Raw genomic sequence first — 15,043 nt, forward strand, 5'->3', positions numbered from 1 at the left:
CAGTTGAGGCAGTTGAGGCAGTTGAGGCAGTTGAGGCAGTTGAGGCAGTTGAGGCAGTTGAGGCAGTTGAGGCAGTATCAGAATTCATTAAAAGAAAAGCCGGGACAAGCCCGGCTTTTTCTTTATCACTCAGCAGCTGCTTCAGCAGCGGCCGGGCGGTCTACCAGCTCAATATAAGCCATAGGGGCGTTGTCGCCTGCACGGAAACCGCATTTCAGAATGCGAGTATAACCGCCGGCGCGCTCCAGGTAGCGCGGGCCCAGTTCATTGAACAGCTTAGCCACGATCGCGTTATCGCGAGTACGGGCAAATGCCAGGCGACGATTAGCAACGCTATCAGTCTTGGCAAGGGTGATCAGCGGTTCAACTACACGACGCAGCTCTTTTGCCTTAGGCAGAGTCGTCTTGATGATCTCATGACGAACCAGGGAGCTGGCCATGTTGCGGAACATTGCCTGACGATGGCTGCTGTTCCGGTTCAGTTGACGACCACTCAAACGATGGCGCATGACCTTATCCTTCTAACTAAATCTGTGAAACCCGTAATCTGGATTACTCGTCAGCGATGCTGGCGGGCGGCCAGTTCTCAAGGCGCATGCCAAGAGACAGACCACGGGAGGCCAACACGTCCTTGATCTCAGTCAGGGACTTCTTACCGAGGTTAGGAGTCTTAAGCAACTCAACTTCGGTACGCTGTACCAGATCACCAATATAGTGGATAGCTTCTGCCTTCAGACAGTTCGCAGAACGAACTGTCAGCTCCAAATCATCGACAGGACGTAGCAGAATCGGATCAAACTCGGGTTTCTCTTCTTTCTTCTCGGGCACGCTGACATCGCGCAGATCCACGAAGGCTTCCAGTTGCTCGGCCAGAATAGTGGCAGAACGACGGATGGCTTCTTCAGGATCCAGGGTACCATTGGTCTCCATGTCGATGACCAGCTTGTCCAAGTCGGTACGCTGTTCCACACGTGCTGCCTCAACATTGTAGGCAATACGAACGATGGGGCTGAACGCAGAGTCCAGCAGCAGGCGACCAATCGGGCGCTCTTCGTCATCGTTGTGAACACGAGCAGAAGCAGGCACATAACCACGACCACGCTGAACTTTCAGGCGCATGCTGATTTCAGCATTGGCACCAGTCAGGTGGCAGATTACGTGCTCCGGGTTTACGATCTCGACTTCATCACCGTGAGTGATATCACCAGCGGTAACGGGGCCTGTTCCAGACTTGGTCAGGGACAGAGTTACCTCGTCCTTGCCTTCCAGCTTCACAGCGATACCTTTCAGGTTGAGCAGGATTTCAAGAATGTCTTCCTGTACACCTTCTTTGCTGCTGTACTCATGCAGTACCCCGTCAATTTCGACTTCAGTAACTGCACAACCGGGCATAGATGACAGCAAAATACGACGCAGGGCGTTGCCCAGCGTGTGACCAAAGCCACGCTCGAGTGGCTCAAGAGTCACTTTCGCATGAGTCGGGCTAACTTGCTCGATGTCAACTAGCCGCGGTTTAAGAAAATCTGTTACAGAACCCAGCATTGTGTCCTCTCTTTAGAAGCTAGCTTTACTTGGAGTAAAGCTCGACGATCAGCTGTTCGTTAATGTCGGCAGACAGGTCGGAACGCTCTGGCAGACGCTTGAAAGCACCTTCCATTTTAGCGGCGTCAACCTCTACCCAAGTCGGCTTCTCACGCTGACCAGCAACTTCCAGGGAAGCTTTGATACGCGCTTGCTTCTTAGCCTTCTCACGAACGCAGATCACGTCCTCAGGGGAAACCTGGAAAGAAGGAATGTTCACAACGCGACCGTTTACCATGATGGCCTTGTGGCTCACCAGCTGACGAGATTCAGCACGGGTAGCGCCGAAGCCCATACGGTAAACAACGTTGTCCAAACGACCTTCCAGCAGCTGCAACAGGTTTTCACCGGTGTTACCCTTTTGACGGGCAGCGTCGCGGTAGTAGTTGCGGAACTGTTTTTCCAATACGCCGTAGATACGACGAACTTTTTGTTTCTCGCGCAGCTGAACACCGTAGTCGGACAGACGCGCTTTACGCGCACCGTGCTGACCAGGGGCGGTGTCAATCTTGCACTTAGAATCAATCGCACGAACACCTGACTTCAGGAAGAGGTCGGTGCCCTCACGACGGCTAAGCTTAAGCTTAGGACCGATATATCTTGCCATCTTCTTTCTCCAACAATCCTAGACCAAGTAGCTACAGCGTTATACGCGGCGCTTCTTGGGAGGACGACAACCGTTGTGCGGGATCGGAGTCACATCAGTAATGTTAGTGATGCGGAAACCAGCCGCGTTCAGGGCGCGGATGGAAGACTCACGACCGGGACCCGGACCTTTGACCATGACTTCCAGGTTCTTGACGCCATATTCTTTGGCCATCTCACCAGCTCGCTCGGCAGCTACCTGAGCAGCGAACGGGGTGGACTTACGAGAACCACGGAAACCGGAACCACCAGAAGTAGCCCAAGACAGAGCATTGCCCTGACGGTCAGTAATGGTCACGATTGTGTTGTTGAAAGATGCATGAACGTGCGCAATACCGTCGCTCACTTGCTTTTTAACGCGCTTGCGAGCACGAGTCGGAGTTTTAGCCATTTTCTACCTTCCCGTTACTTCTTGATAGCCTTGCGCGGACCCTTACGGGTACGAGCGTTGGTCTTGGTACGTTGACCACGAACAGGCAGGCTACGACGGTGACGCAAACCACGGTAGCAACCCAGATCCATCAATCGCTTGATGTTCATGGAAATCTGACGACGCAGGTCACCTTCAACGGTGAATTTACCTACTTGTTCACGCAGACTCTCGATCTGAGCTTCGTCCAGGTCTTTAATTTTCACATTCTCAGCGATACCGGCTGCGGCACAGATGGCCTTGGAGCGGGTACGACCGACGCCATAAATAGCAGTCAAAGCGATGACTGCATGCTTATGGTCAGGAATGTTAATGCCAGCGATACGGGCCACTATTCACTCCTACATATAGTAGATTACGACCACCACAAAGCCCGTGAGCGGATACGTGGCGGTCAACCAATACACAACAAAAGTTGGCTGGCTATATTAGCCAGCACAACTATTTGTTGCAAGTACTAACCGTAAAAAATTAGCCTTGGCGCTGTTTATGCTTTGGCTCGCTGCAAATCACACGCACCACACCGTGACGCTTGATGATTTTGCAGTTACGGCAGATTGCCTTAACGGAAGCACGAACTTTCATTGCTTAACTCCGTAACTACGCCGACCTTTAGCGGCCGTAGCCCTTCAGGTTGGCCTTCCTCAGGACGTCGCCATATTGATGAGACATCATATGGGTTTGTACCTGAGCCATGAAGTCCATGATAACTACCACGATAATCAGCAGCGAAGTGCCACCGAAGTAGAACTGTACGTTCCAGGCAGTCATCAAGAACTGGGGTACCAGACAGATAAAGGTTATATAGAGCGCACCTGCCAATGTCAGGCGAGTCATAACCTTATCGATGTAACGTGCTGTCTGCTCGCCCGGGCGGATCCCCGGGATAAAGGCTCCACTCTTCTTCAGATTATCTGCTGTCTCGCGGGGGTTGAACACCAGCGCGGTATAGAAGAAGCAGAAGAAGATAATGGCTGCTGCATACAGCATCTCGTAAAGCGGTTGACCCGGCTGCAGGACCATAGAGACCTGTTGCAGGATATCAGCTACTTTACCCTCACCCTGACCAAACCAAGAGGTAATGGTCCCCGGGAAGAGGATGATACTGGATGCGAAAATCGCAGGAATCACACCAGCCATATTCACTTTCAACGGCAGGTGTGTGCTTTGCGCGGCAAATACCTGGCGGCCTTGTTGACGCTTGGCATAGTTAACGACGATACGACGCTGACCACGCTCCACGAACACCACAAAGTAAGTCACTGCGAAAACAATCAAGCCCAGCAACAACAACAGCAGGATGTGCAATTCCCCTTGACGTGCCTGTTCGGCCGTAGCGCCAATGGCATGCGGCAGACCAGCAACGATACCTGTGAAAATAATCAACGAGATACCATTACCAATCCCACGCTCGGTAATCTGCTCACCCAACCACATCAAAAACATGGTACCGGTGACCAGACTCACAACCGCTGTGAAATAGAAGCCCAAACCCGGATTAGTCACGAGTCCATGCATCATATTCGGCAGACCGGTTGCAATACCAATGGCCTGGAAAGTTCCCAAAACCAGCGTGCCCCAACGGGTATATTGGCTAATCTTGCGACGGCCGGATTCACCTTCTTTCTTGAGTTCAGCAAGAGCGGGGTGAACCACTGTCAGCAGCTGGATAATGATCGACGCCGAAATGTACGGCATGATCCCCAACGCAAGAATAGAAGCACGCGAGAGTGCACCACCACTGAACATGTTGAACATCTCAATGATGGTGCCCTTCTGTTGCTGGAACAACTCGGCCAGTACGGCGGCGTCAATACCAGGAATCGGCACATAAGAGCCTGCACGGAAAACGATAATCGCCCCGAGAACGAAGAGCAGACGGCTCTTCAGTTCACTCAGACCACCCTGTGCTTTAACATCCAATCCTGGTTTCTTAGCCATTGTACTGATTATTCCTCGATTTTACCGCCAGCGGCCTCGATGGCTGCGCGTGCACCTTTGGTGACGGACAGACCACGAACGGTCACAGCACGGTCAATGTTGCCTGACAGAACAACTTTAGCGAACACGATGTTCTTAGTAACAACACCGGCTTGCTTCAGAGTGCTCAGGTCGACCACATCACCTTCTACCAGGGCGATTTCGTTCAGACGCACTTCGGCAGAAACCAAAGATTTGCGAGAGAAGAAACCGAACTTCGGCAGACGGATTTTCAAAGGCATCTGGCCGCCTTCGAAACCGTTGCGAACTTTGCCGCCACCGGAACGAGAGGTTTGGCCTTTAACACCACGACCACCAGTCTTGCCCAGGCCGGAGCCGATACCACGACCACGACGTTGTTTTTCAGGCTTGGAACCAGCGGCCGGAGACAGAGTGTTCAGACGCATGCTTAGCCCTCCACCTTAACCATGTAATAAACCTGGTTGATCATGCCGCGTACGCAAGGAGTATCTTCCAGCTCAACGGTGTGACCAATGCGACGCAGACCCAGACCACGCAGAGTCGCCTTGTGCTTTGGCAGACGGCCGATAGAGCTGCGAGTTTGAGTTACTTTTACAGTGTTAGCCATGTCGCATTACCCCAGAATTTCTTCAACGCGCAGACCACGCTTGGCAGCGATCTGTTCCGGTGATTGACCGTGAACCAGAGCGTCTACAGTAGCGCGAACAACGTTGATTGGGTTGGTGGAACCGTAGGTCTTGGCCAGCACGTTGTGGATACCGGCAACTTCCAGAACAGCACGCATAGCGCCGCCTGCAATGATACCAGTACCTTGGGAGGCCGGCTTCATGAACACGGTGGAGCCAGAGTGAACACCACGCACCGGGTGGTGCAGAGTGCCGTTGTTCAGCTCAACCTTGTTCAGGTTACGCTTAGCCTGTTCCATTGCTTTTTGAATAGCAGCCGGAACTTCACGGGCTTTACCGTAACCGTAACCTACACGGCCGTTACCATCACCCACCACGGTCAACGCGGTGAAGGACATGATACGACCACCTTTAACAGTTTTCGAAACACGGTTTACTGCAATGAGCTTTTCTTGCAGTTCGCCGGCTTGAGATTCGACTTTAGCCATCTTCGACTCCTAGCTTAGAACTGAAGACCAGCGTCACGTGCAGCAGCTGCCAGGGCAGCGATGCGACCGTGATACTTGAAACCGGAACGATCGAAAGATACGTTCTGAACGCCTTTGGCAATAGCACGCTCAGCGATAGCTTTACCTACAGCGGTAGCAGCATCTGCGTTACCGGTGTATTTCAGAGCTTCACTGATGGCTTTCTCTACTGTGGAAGCAGAGGCCAGAACTTCGGAACCGTTGGCTGCAATAACCTGCGCATAGATATGACGCGGGGTACGGTGAACAACCAGACGGGTAGCTCCCAGTTCCTGCATCTTTTTCCGAGCACGAGTAGCACGACGGAGACGAGCTGCTTTCTTGTCCATAGTGTTACCTTACTTCTTCTTAGCTTCTTTAGTACGCACTTGCTCGTTGGCATAGCGTACACCCTTGCCCTTGTAGGGCTCCGGAGCGCGGTAAGCACGGATATCGGCGGCGACTTGGCCAACCAGCTGCTTGTCGACGCCACGCAGAACGATTTCTGTGGCAGTCGGGCACTCAGCGGTCACACCAGCCGGCAGCGCATGCTCTACCGGGTGAGAGAAGCCCAGAGCCAGCGCAACAGCATTGCCCTTGATGGAGGCTTTATAACCTACACCAACCAGCTGCAGCTTGCGCTCGAAGCCTTGGGTAACACCGATTACCATGTTGTTGACCAATGCACGGGCAGTACCGGCCTGAGCGTCAGCACCAGCGATGCTGCCGCGCGGGGCGAACTTCAGTACATTGTCTTCTTTGGTCACTTCTACACCGGCGTGAATAGAGCGAACCAGAGAACCTTTACCACCTTTGATGGTCAGTTCCTGGCCGTTCAGAGTCACCTCTACGCCAGCAGGAATAGTGACGGGTGCCTTAGCAACACGAGACATTTCCTACCTCCTATTAAGCGACGTAGCAGATGATCTCACCGCCCATGCTTGCTTTGCGAGCAGCACGGTCAGTCATCACACCTTTAGACGTGGACACGATAGCAACACCGAGACCGCCCATAACTTTCGGCAGATCAGTAGTGCGCTTGTAAATACGCAGGCCTGGACGGCTTACGCGTTGGATCAGTTCTACAACTGGCTTACCCTGGAAATATTTCAGTTCAATTTCCAGTTCCGGCTTCACGTCACCAGCTACGGAGTAGCCAGCGATGTAACCTTCTTCTTTCAGCACTTTGGCAATAGCCACTTTCAGCTTGGAAGAAGGCATGGAAACCGCAACTTTGCTCGCCGCCTGACCGTTACGGATGCGGGTCAGCATATCCGCGATCGGATCTTGCATGCTCATAAGTCTAACTCCCGAGATTCGTTACCAAGAAGCCTTCTTCAGGCCCGGAATTTCGCCCTTCATGGCATGCTCACGCACCTTGATGCGAGACAGGCCAAACTTGCGCAGGAAACCGTGCGGACGACCAGTAATATTGCAACGGTTACGCTGGCGGGACGGACTGGAATCACGGGGCAGCTGTTGCAGTTGCAGTACAGCATCCCAACGCGCTTCTTCAGAAGCGTTCATGTCAACGATGATAGCTTTCAGCTCGGCACGCTTGGTCGCGTACTTGGCTACCAGCTTGGCACGCTTTGCTTCGCGCGCTTTCATGGATGTTTTAGCCATAACCCTAACCTTACTTGCGGAATGGGAAGTTAAAGGCAGCCAGCAGAGCACGGCCTTCTTCATCGGTATTCGCGGAAGTGGTGATGGTGATATCCAGACCACGGACGCGATCGACTTTGTCATAGTCGATTTCCGGGAAGATGATCTGCTCACGCACGCCCATGGAGTAGTTACCACGACCGTCGAACGCTTTAGCGTTCAGGCCACGGAAGTCACGGATACGCGGTACGGAGATGCAGATCAGCCGTTCCAGGAACTCCCACATACGCTCGCCACGCAGGGTTACTTTACAACCTATCGGGTAGCCTTCACGAATCTTGAAGCCCGCAACAGATTTGCGAGCTTTGGTGATCAGCGGCTTCTGACCGGAAATGGCAGCCATATCGGCAGCAGCATTTTCCAGCAATTTCTTGTCAGAGATCGCTTCACCAACACCCATGTTCAGGGTGATTTTCTCGATCCGAGGGACTTGCATGATAGTCTTGTAACCGAACTGCTTGGACAGTTCATTTACTACATCGGATTTGTAGTAATCATGCAGTTTCGCCATCGTTAAACTCCAATTACTTCACAAGTTCGCCGGTGGATTTGAAGAAACGGACTTTTTTGCCGTCTTCAATCCGGAAACCAACGCGGTCAGCTTTGCCAGTGGCAGAGTTGAACAGCGCTACGTTTGATACATCGATGGGGGCTTCTTTGGTGACGATACCGCCAGCCTGACCCAGTGCGGGTACCGGCTTCTGGTGTTTCTTCACCTGGTTGATGCCTTCCACGATTACCTTACCTTTTGCAATCAGGACTTGAGTGACTTTGCCACGCTTGCCCTTGTCTTTGCCGGTAAGAACAATCACTTCGTCTTCGCGACGGATTTTAGCTGCCATCGTTCGACTCCTTACAGTACTTCGGGTGCCAGGGACACAATCTTCATGAACTTCTCATTACGCAGTTCACGGGTCACCGGGCCAAAAATACGAGTACCGATTGGCTGTTGGTTGTTGTTAAGCAACACAGCCGCATTGTTGTCGAAACGGATGACAGAGCCGTCCGGACGACGAACGCCTTTACGGGTGCGTACGACCACCGCGTTATACACATCACCTTTCTTCACTTTACCGCGAGGAATGGCTTCCTTGATGGAAACCTTGATGATGTCGCCGATGCCGGCGTAACGGCGGTGCGAGCCACCCAGAACCTTAATACACATTACACTGCGAGCGCCGGAGTTGTCGGCAACACCCAGCATACTTTGCATCTGGATCATCTTAGTGCTCCGCTTTGTTTACTTCTTATCCCTAATGGGATCTGGCTGCCTTCAAAAGGCGCGAAACTATAACACAGGATTTTCAGAAAAGGTAGCCTAAAAAACAAACGGCCCCTGAAAGGGGCCGCTTGGACTACAAAGTACCGATTAGGCCTTTTCTACAACGGCAACCAGGGTCCAGGACTTGGTCTTGGACAGCGGGCGGCATTCGCGGATTTCCACGAGGTCGCCAGCTTTGCACTCGTTGTTTTCGTCATGTACGTGCAGCTTGGTAGTGCGCTTGATGATCTTACCGTAGATCGGGTGCTTTACCTTGCGCTCGATAGCAACAGTGATGGACTTGTCCATCTTGTCGCTGATTACACGACCTTGCAGAGTACGGATCTTGTCAGTCATTACGCACCTGCCTTCTCAGTCAGTACAGTCTTGATACGTGCGACGTCACGACGCACTTGTTTCAGAGTGTGAGTCTGAGCCAGCTGGCCGGTGGACGCTTGCATGCGCATGTTGAATTGCTCACGCAGCAGGCCCAGCAGCTCCTGGTTCAGTTCTTCGACGCTCTTTTGACGCAGATCTTGGGCTTTCATCACATCACCGTCTTAATTACGAAAGTGGTCTGAACAGACAGCTTAGCTGCGGCCAGGGCAAACGCTTCACGCGCCAGAGCCTCAGGTACACCGTCCATCTCGTACAGAACCTTGCCAGGCTGGATCGGGCAAACCCAGTATTCCACGTTACCCTTACCTTTACCCATACGAACTTCGAGGGGCTTTTCGGTGATGGGCTTGTCCGGGAACACACGGATCCAGATCTTACCTTGACGCTTAACGTGACGGGTCATGGCACGACGGGCTGCTTCGATTTGACGAGCAGTCAGTTGACCACGGGATGTCGCCTTCAGGCCAAAGGTACCGAAGGATACTTCGTTACCAGAGGTGGCCAGACCGCGGTTACGACCCTTGTGGGTCTTGCGGAATTTAGTACGCTTAGGTTGCAACATTTACCGAATCTCCTTACTTAGCAGCGCGGCGCTTGTTGTCACGCTTGGGCTTTGCAGGAGCTTGCTCTTGAGCAGCGGCAGCGTTAACAGCAGCCAGACCGCCCAGAACTTCGCCCTTGAAGATCCAAACTTTAACGCCGATCACACCGTAAGTGGTGTGGGCTTCAGAAGTTGCGTAGTCGATGTCGGCACGCAGGGTGTGCAACGGCACACGACCTTCACGGTACCATTCGGTACGCGCGATTTCAGCGCCGCCCAGACGACCGGAAACTTCCACTTTGATGCCCTTGGCACCCAGGCGCATTGCGTTCTGTACGGCGCGCTTCATAGCACGACGGAACATTACACGACGCTCCAGCTGGGAAGTGATGCTGTCGGCAACGAGTTTGCCATCCAGCTCCGGCTTGCGGACTTCGGAAATGTTGATCTGAGCAGGCACGCCAGCAATAGTGGCTACAGCTTTGCGCAGCTTCTCAACGTCTTCGCCTTTCTTACCGATTACAACACCCGGACGAGCGGTGTGAATGGTCACACGGATGCTCTTGGCCGGACGTTCAATGGTGATCTTGGACAAGGACGCGTTTTTCAGTTCCTTGGTCAGGAACTGGCGTACTTGAAAATCGCTGTACAGGTTGTCAGCGAAGTCTTTGGTGTTCGCGAACCAGGTAGAATTCCAAGGCTTGGTAATACCCAGGCGAATGCCATTAGGATGTACTTTCTGACCCATTGCTTATCTCCCAGCCTTAGCGTCGGATACCACTACAGTGATGTGAGCGGTACGCTTGAGGATACGATCCGCACGACCTTTGGCACGCGGACGGATGCGCTTCATGGAGGGACCTTCGTCGACCATGATAGTAGCAACACGCAGCGCGTCGATATCGGCGCCTTCGTTGTGCTCAGCGTTTGCAATGGCAGATTCCAGCACTTTCTTAACCAGCACTGCAGCCTTTTTCGGGCTGAAGGTCAGGATATTCAGAGCCTTGTCTACGGACAGACCACGTACTTGATCGGCTACCAGACGAGCTTTCTGGGCAGAAGTACGGGCATAACGGTGTTTAGCGATAGCTTCCATCATTTATCCCTTAGCGCTTCTTAGCCTTCTTATCAGCAGCATGGCCGCGATAAGTACGAGTCGGTGCGAATTCACCCAGTTTGTGACCGATCATTTCTTCGGTAACGAAAACCGGAACGTGCTGACGACCATTATGGACAGCGATGGTCAAACCGATCATGTTCGGGATGATCATTGAACGACGGGACCAGGTTTTAACCGGCTTTTTATCCCCGCTTTCCACCGCTTTCTCTACCTTCTTCAGCAAGTGCAGGTCAATAAATGGACCCTTCTTGAGAGAACGTGGCATGGTGATTCCTCTATGTTAACAATTACTTGTTACGACGACGTACGATGTACTTGTCGGTACGCTTGTTCTTACGGGTCTTGAAGCCTTTAGCCTTCTGGCCCCATGGGGACACAGGCTGCATGCCCTTGTTACGACCCTCACCACCACCGTGCGGGTGGTCAACCGGGTTCATCGCCATACCGCGAACGGTCGGACGAATACCACGCCAGCGGTTTGCACCGGCTTTACCCAGTTGACGCAACATGTGCTCGGAGTTACCGACTTCACCGATGGTAGCGCGGCACTCGGCCAGAACTTTACGTACTTCGCCGGAACGCAGACGCAGAGTTACATAGTTACCTTCACGAGCCAGGATCTGGATGAAAGTACCAGCGGAACGAGCCAGCTGGGCACCTTTACCAGGCTTCATCTCTACAGCGTGAACGGTAGAACCAACCGGGATGTTGCGCATCGGCAGGGCGTTACCTACCTTGATGGCTGCATCAGCACCAGAAGCGATCGCGTCACCAGCTTTCAGGCCTTTTGGAGCCAGGATGTAACGACGCTCACCGTCTGCATACAACACCAGAGCGATGTTAGCGGTACGGTTCGGATCGTATTCCAGGCGCTCTACTTTAGCCGGGATACCGTCTTTGTCGCGCTTGAAGTCGACGATACGGTAGTGCTGCTTGTGACCACCACCGATATGACGGGTAGTGATACGGCCGTTGTTGTTACGACCACCGGACTTGCTTTTGCTGTCCAGCAGAGCGGCGAAGGGCTTGCCCTTGTACAGCTCTTGATTGACGATCTTGACGACGTGGCGGCGGCCCGGAGAAGTAGGCTTGCACTTAACGATTGCCATTTTTGAGAACTCCTCTTACTCGGCTGCGCCCATGAAGTCGATGTCCTGACCAGCTTTCAGGGTCACATAAGCCTTTTTCCAATCGGAACGACGGCCTACGCGTGCACCTGCGCGCTTGGTCTTACCCTTCATGTTCAGGGTACGGACGGTCTCAACTTCGACCTCGAACAGTTTCGCAACTGCAGCTTTGACTTCCGCCTTGGTAGCATCAACAGCAACTTTGAACACGATAGTGTTCTGCTTTTCTGCAACCATGGTGCTCTTTTCAGAGATGTGCGGAGCCTTCAGAACTTTCAGCAGACGCTCTTCACGGATCATGCCAGCATCTCCTCGATTTGCTTAACTGCGTCAGCAGTCATCAGAACCTTGTCGAAAGCGATCAGGCTGACCGGGTCGATACCGGCAACGTCACGCACGTCAACTTTGTACAGGTTGCGAGCAGCCAGGAACAGGTTCTCATCGACTTCAGCAGTCACGATCAGAACGTCAGTCAGTTCCATTTCTTTCAGCTTGGCGATCAGTTCTTTGGTCTTCGGAGCTTCGATGCCGAACTTCTCAACAACGATCAGGCGCTCTTGACGTACCAGCTCGGACAGAATGCTACGGATAGCGCCGCGGTACATCTTCTTGTTTACTTTCTGGCTGTGATCTTGCGGCTTAGCAGCAAAAGTCACACCACCGGAACGCCAGATGGGCGAACGGATGGAGCCAGCACGGGCACGACCAGTACCCTTCTGACGCCACGGCTTTTTGCCGCCACCAGACACTTCAGAGCGAGTCAGCTGCGCACGAGTACCCTGACGGGCACCAGCGGCATATGCAACGACGACCTGGTGAACCAGAGCTTCGTTGAATTCGCGCCCGAAGGTAGTCTCGGAAACTTCAAGAGCGCTCTTGGCGTCTTTCATTACCAATTCCATTACTATCTCCTCAGACGTTACGCTTTGACGGCAGGTTTGACGATCACGTTGCCGTTGGTTGCACCCGGTACTGCACCTTTGATGAGCAGCAGGTTGCGTTCAGCGTCAACACGAACCAGTTCCAGGTTCTGAGTCGTTACACGCTCAGCACCCATGTGACCAGCCATCTTTTTGCCCTTGAATACACGACCCGGAGTCTGGTTCTGACCGATAGAACCCGGAACGCGGTGAGACAAGGAGTTACCGTGGGTCATATCCTGGGTGCGGAAGTTGTGGCGCTTAACAGTACCAGCAAAGCCCTTACCTTTGGATGTGCCGGTAACGTCTACCAGCTTAACGTCAGCGAGAAGATCTACTTTCAGCTCGCTACCAACAGTGAAAGTTTCACCGTTGTTCAGGCGGAATTCCCACAGACCGCGACCGGCTTCTACACCAGCTTTGGCGAAGTGGCCAGCTTCCGGCTTGGTCACACGGCTGGCTTTCTTGGCGCCAGTGGTAACCTGAATAGCGTTGTAGCCGTCGGTTTCTACAGATTTGACCTGAGTTACACGGTTAGCTTCAACTTCGATAACAGTCACCGGGATAGAAACGCCATCTTCAGTGAAGATGCGAGTCATACCCACTTTGCGACCTACAAGACCGATTGTCATTGTTATCAACCTCTTTCCGTAATTAACCCAGGCTGATCTGGACGTCTACACCAGCTGCCAGATCCAGACGCATCAGGGCGTCTACGGTCTTGTCAGTCGGCTCAACGATGTCTACCAGACGCTTGTGAGTGCGGATCTCGTACTGATCACGCGCATCTTTGTTGACGTGCGGGGAGATCAGGACGGTGAAGCGCTCTTTGCGAGTCGGCAGCGGAATAGGACCGCGAACCTGCGCGCCAGTGCGCTTAGCAGTTTCAACGATTTCCGCAGTGGATTGATCAATCAGGCGATGATCAAAAGCCTTCAGGCGGATACGGATTCTTTGGTTCTGCATTGACAGAGCTCCAATAGATAAAAGAACATAAATCAACACCGCCCGACCGAGATTTCTCCCGCCAGAGGTGTGATTTTTCACGTTTCCCCCCATATCGGGAGGACTGTATGGCTGGCTCCTGTAAACAGGAAACTCAGCAGCAGACATATCGTCTGGCTTACCTCATGGGTAAGCGGAGGGGATTATACGGATTTTTCAAATTTGCGCAAGGGAGAACGAACAGATTATGCGCAGTTTTATGTGACAGATGGATCTCGCCTGCGGCAACGCACTCTGCTGCCAACACCCAGGTAACGACAATGTTACAAGCAGACTGGTAGACTGTGCGCTTGCCTCTGTCAGTGGAACGACATCCCATGCTCAAAGATCAAAAGAAAGCCTATCAGTATGGCCTTTGCGCCGTTGCCCTCTGGTCGACGGTCGCCACCGCCTTCAAGATCTCCCTCGCCTATTTCGAACCTGTACAACTGTTGCTTGTGGCCGCCTTCACCTCGACTCTCACGCTGACAGCCGTCGTCGCCAAACAGGGCAAACTGCCGCTGCTGGGAAGCTACATCAAGGCCCGCCCTTTCTACTACCTGACTCTGGGCGTGCTGAACCCCTTTCTCTATTACCTGTTGCTATTCAAGGCCTATGACCTGCTGCCTGCCCAGCAGGCACAGACCCTCAACTACACCTGGGCCATTACCCTCAGTCTGCTGGCCGTCCCCTTCCTCGGCCAGAAGCTGCGTCGGCGCGATGGCATCGCTATCGTGCTGGGGTATTTTGGCGCGCTAGTGATCGCCACCAGAGGGGATGTATTCGGCCTGCAGTTCGACAGCCCCCTCGGCGTGACGCTGGCGCTGGTCTCGACCCTCATCTGGGCCAGCTACTGGATCCTCAACACCCGCAATCAGGGCGATCCCATTGTCAGCCTGTTGCTCGGCTTTATGATCAGCCTGCCTTTTATCGTCGTGGCGACCTGGTTGCTCTCCGATTTTGCCATGACCGCCTGGCAGGGATGGGCTGGTGCCATCTATGTGGGACTGTTCGAAATGGGCTTCGGTTTCGTGCTCTGGCTGATGGCGCTGCGCCATGCCACCAACACGGCCCCCATCAGCAATCTCATCTTCATCTCGCCGTTTGCCTCACTGGTACTGCTCAACCTGTTGATCGGCGAAGCCATCCATCCGGCCACCCCCATCGGGTTGGCGCTCATCGTTGCCGCCCTGCTGATCCAGCAGCTCAAGTACGGCAAACGCTATCGAGCATCAGTCGAAACCAAGAGCTGACCATGCAGAAGGGCGTATCCACG

General features: G+C 53.3%; 29 protein-coding genes. 1 reads left to right on the top strand and 28 read right to left on the bottom strand.

Annotated features, from left to right (window positions below; all coding sequences use genetic code 11):
• Positions 1–125 precede the first annotated feature (125 nt).
• The 28 genes from rplQ to rpsJ form a co-directional block, all read right to left on the bottom strand.
• The gene (rplQ, locus tag AACT07_RS10265; RefSeq protein ID WP_005307999.1) at positions 126–509 is read right to left on the bottom strand and encodes a 50S ribosomal protein L17; all 384 of its coding nucleotides are present in this window, start codon (positions 507–509) and stop codon (positions 126–128) included.
• Between the two features lie 43 nt (positions 510–552).
• A complete protein-coding gene (locus AACT07_RS10270; RefSeq protein ID WP_005307997.1) occupies positions 553–1,542 on the bottom strand; it encodes a DNA-directed RNA polymerase subunit alpha in 990 nt (329 codons plus the stop codon).
• 25 nt (positions 1,543–1,567) lie between these two features.
• Positions 1,568–2,188 carry a 30S ribosomal protein S4 gene (rpsD, locus tag AACT07_RS10275; protein ID WP_005340600.1) on the bottom strand — a complete coding sequence of 207 codons (621 nt, stop codon included), beginning with the start codon at positions 2,186–2,188 and terminating at the stop codon, positions 1,568–1,570.
• Positions 2,189–2,227: 39 nt separating this feature from the next.
• Positions 2,228–2,617, bottom strand: a complete 390-nt coding sequence (rpsK, locus tag AACT07_RS10280) for a 30S ribosomal protein S11 (RefSeq protein WP_005307993.1) — start codon at positions 2,615–2,617, stop codon at positions 2,228–2,230.
• A 14-nt stretch (positions 2,618–2,631) separates the two neighbouring features.
• A complete protein-coding gene (rpsM, locus tag AACT07_RS10285; protein ID WP_005307991.1) occupies positions 2,632–2,988 on the bottom strand; it encodes a 30S ribosomal protein S13 in 357 nt (118 codons plus the stop codon).
• A gap of 139 nt (positions 2,989–3,127) precedes the next feature.
• The gene (rpmJ, locus tag AACT07_RS10290; RefSeq protein WP_005319705.1) at positions 3,128–3,241 is read right to left on the bottom strand and encodes a 50S ribosomal protein L36; all 114 of its coding nucleotides are present in this window, start codon (positions 3,239–3,241) and stop codon (positions 3,128–3,130) included.
• A gap of 27 nt (positions 3,242–3,268) precedes the next feature.
• A complete protein-coding gene (gene secY / locus AACT07_RS10295) occupies positions 3,269–4,597 on the bottom strand; it encodes a preprotein translocase subunit SecY (RefSeq protein ID WP_005340602.1) in 1,329 nt (442 codons plus the stop codon).
• 8 nt (positions 4,598–4,605) lie between these two features.
• Positions 4,606–5,043 carry a 50S ribosomal protein L15 gene (gene rplO, locus AACT07_RS10300; RefSeq protein ID WP_005340604.1) on the bottom strand — a complete coding sequence of 146 codons (438 nt, stop codon included), beginning with the start codon at positions 5,041–5,043 and terminating at the stop codon, positions 4,606–4,608.
• Between the two features lie 2 nt (positions 5,044–5,045).
• A complete protein-coding gene (gene rpmD, locus AACT07_RS10305; RefSeq protein ID WP_005307985.1) occupies positions 5,046–5,225 on the bottom strand; it encodes a 50S ribosomal protein L30 in 180 nt (59 codons plus the stop codon).
• 6 nt (positions 5,226–5,231) lie between these two features.
• Positions 5,232–5,732: a 30S ribosomal protein S5 gene (rpsE, locus tag AACT07_RS10310; protein WP_005340605.1), complete on the bottom strand. Its 501-nt coding sequence runs from the start codon at positions 5,730–5,732 to the stop codon at positions 5,232–5,234.
• Between the two features lie 14 nt (positions 5,733–5,746).
• Positions 5,747–6,100 (bottom strand): 50S ribosomal protein L18, encoded by a 354-nt coding sequence (rplR, locus tag AACT07_RS10315; RefSeq protein ID WP_005340606.1) that lies wholly within the window; start codon positions 6,098–6,100, stop codon positions 5,747–5,749.
• Positions 6,101–6,109: 9 nt separating this feature from the next.
• The gene (gene rplF / locus AACT07_RS10320) at positions 6,110–6,643 is read right to left on the bottom strand and encodes a 50S ribosomal protein L6 (protein WP_005340607.1); all 534 of its coding nucleotides are present in this window, start codon (positions 6,641–6,643) and stop codon (positions 6,110–6,112) included.
• Positions 6,644–6,656: 13 nt separating this feature from the next.
• On the bottom strand, positions 6,657–7,049 hold the full coding sequence (rpsH, locus tag AACT07_RS10325; RefSeq protein ID WP_005307980.1) for a 30S ribosomal protein S8: 393 nt from the start codon (positions 7,047–7,049) through the stop codon (positions 6,657–6,659).
• A 21-nt stretch (positions 7,050–7,070) separates the two neighbouring features.
• Positions 7,071–7,376, bottom strand: coding sequence for a 30S ribosomal protein S14 (gene rpsN / locus AACT07_RS10330; protein WP_005340609.1), 306 nt, complete (start codon positions 7,374–7,376; stop codon positions 7,071–7,073).
• Positions 7,377–7,386: 10 nt separating this feature from the next.
• Entirely contained in the window at positions 7,387–7,926 is a 540-nt protein-coding gene (gene rplE, locus AACT07_RS10335; RefSeq protein ID WP_005331162.1) for a 50S ribosomal protein L5, read from the bottom strand.
• A gap of 13 nt (positions 7,927–7,939) precedes the next feature.
• A complete protein-coding gene (gene rplX / locus AACT07_RS10340) occupies positions 7,940–8,257 on the bottom strand; it encodes a 50S ribosomal protein L24 (RefSeq protein ID WP_005307977.1) in 318 nt (105 codons plus the stop codon).
• Positions 8,258–8,268: 11 nt separating this feature from the next.
• On the bottom strand, positions 8,269–8,637 hold the full coding sequence (rplN, locus tag AACT07_RS10345; RefSeq protein WP_005307975.1) for a 50S ribosomal protein L14: 369 nt from the start codon (positions 8,635–8,637) through the stop codon (positions 8,269–8,271).
• A 147-nt stretch (positions 8,638–8,784) separates the two neighbouring features.
• A complete protein-coding gene (gene rpsQ / locus AACT07_RS10350) occupies positions 8,785–9,033 on the bottom strand; it encodes a 30S ribosomal protein S17 (RefSeq protein WP_005307966.1) in 249 nt (82 codons plus the stop codon).
• On the bottom strand, positions 9,033–9,224 hold the full coding sequence (gene rpmC / locus AACT07_RS10355) for a 50S ribosomal protein L29 (RefSeq protein ID WP_005307965.1): 192 nt from the start codon (positions 9,222–9,224) through the stop codon (positions 9,033–9,035). Before rpmC ends, rpsQ begins: the two co-directional genes overlap by 1 nt.
• Entirely contained in the window at positions 9,224–9,637 is a 414-nt protein-coding gene (rplP, locus tag AACT07_RS10360; protein ID WP_005340612.1) for a 50S ribosomal protein L16, read from the bottom strand. Before rplP ends, rpmC begins: the two co-directional genes overlap by 1 nt.
• Before the next feature lie 13 nt (positions 9,638–9,650).
• Entirely contained in the window at positions 9,651–10,364 is a 714-nt protein-coding gene (rpsC, locus tag AACT07_RS10365; protein WP_005307962.1) for a 30S ribosomal protein S3, read from the bottom strand.
• A 3-nt stretch (positions 10,365–10,367) separates the two neighbouring features.
• Positions 10,368–10,712 carry a 50S ribosomal protein L22 gene (rplV, locus tag AACT07_RS10370; RefSeq protein WP_005319741.1) on the bottom strand — a complete coding sequence of 115 codons (345 nt, stop codon included), beginning with the start codon at positions 10,710–10,712 and terminating at the stop codon, positions 10,368–10,370.
• A gap of 10 nt (positions 10,713–10,722) precedes the next feature.
• Positions 10,723–11,001: a 30S ribosomal protein S19 gene (gene rpsS / locus AACT07_RS10375; protein ID WP_005307960.1), complete on the bottom strand. Its 279-nt coding sequence runs from the start codon at positions 10,999–11,001 to the stop codon at positions 10,723–10,725.
• Between the two features lie 22 nt (positions 11,002–11,023).
• Entirely contained in the window at positions 11,024–11,845 is an 822-nt protein-coding gene (gene rplB / locus AACT07_RS10380) for a 50S ribosomal protein L2 (RefSeq protein WP_005340614.1), read from the bottom strand.
• Positions 11,846–11,860: 15 nt separating this feature from the next.
• On the bottom strand, positions 11,861–12,163 hold the full coding sequence (rplW, locus tag AACT07_RS10385) for a 50S ribosomal protein L23 (protein WP_005307955.1): 303 nt from the start codon (positions 12,161–12,163) through the stop codon (positions 11,861–11,863).
• Positions 12,160–12,765, bottom strand: a complete 606-nt coding sequence (gene rplD, locus AACT07_RS10390) for a 50S ribosomal protein L4 (protein ID WP_005340616.1) — start codon at positions 12,763–12,765, stop codon at positions 12,160–12,162. Before rplD ends, rplW begins: the two co-directional genes overlap by 4 nt.
• Positions 12,766–12,782: 17 nt before the next feature.
• The gene (gene rplC / locus AACT07_RS10395; RefSeq protein WP_005340620.1) at positions 12,783–13,415 is read right to left on the bottom strand and encodes a 50S ribosomal protein L3; all 633 of its coding nucleotides are present in this window, start codon (positions 13,413–13,415) and stop codon (positions 12,783–12,785) included.
• 22 nt (positions 13,416–13,437) lie between these two features.
• Positions 13,438–13,749 carry a 30S ribosomal protein S10 gene (rpsJ, locus tag AACT07_RS10400; protein WP_005307944.1) on the bottom strand — a complete coding sequence of 104 codons (312 nt, stop codon included), beginning with the start codon at positions 13,747–13,749 and terminating at the stop codon, positions 13,438–13,440.
• Positions 13,750–14,105: 356 nt separating this feature from the next.
• Between rpsJ and AACT07_RS10405 the strand changes: the two genes are divergently transcribed.
• Entirely contained in the window at positions 14,106–15,020 is a 915-nt protein-coding gene (locus AACT07_RS10405) for a DMT family transporter (protein ID WP_069527604.1), read from the top strand.
• Positions 15,021–15,043 lie beyond the last annotated feature (23 nt).

This window comes from Aeromonas sp. ANP5, from assembly GCF_963870295.1.
Lineage (GTDB): Bacteria > Pseudomonadota > Gammaproteobacteria > Enterobacterales > Aeromonadaceae > Aeromonas > Aeromonas veronii.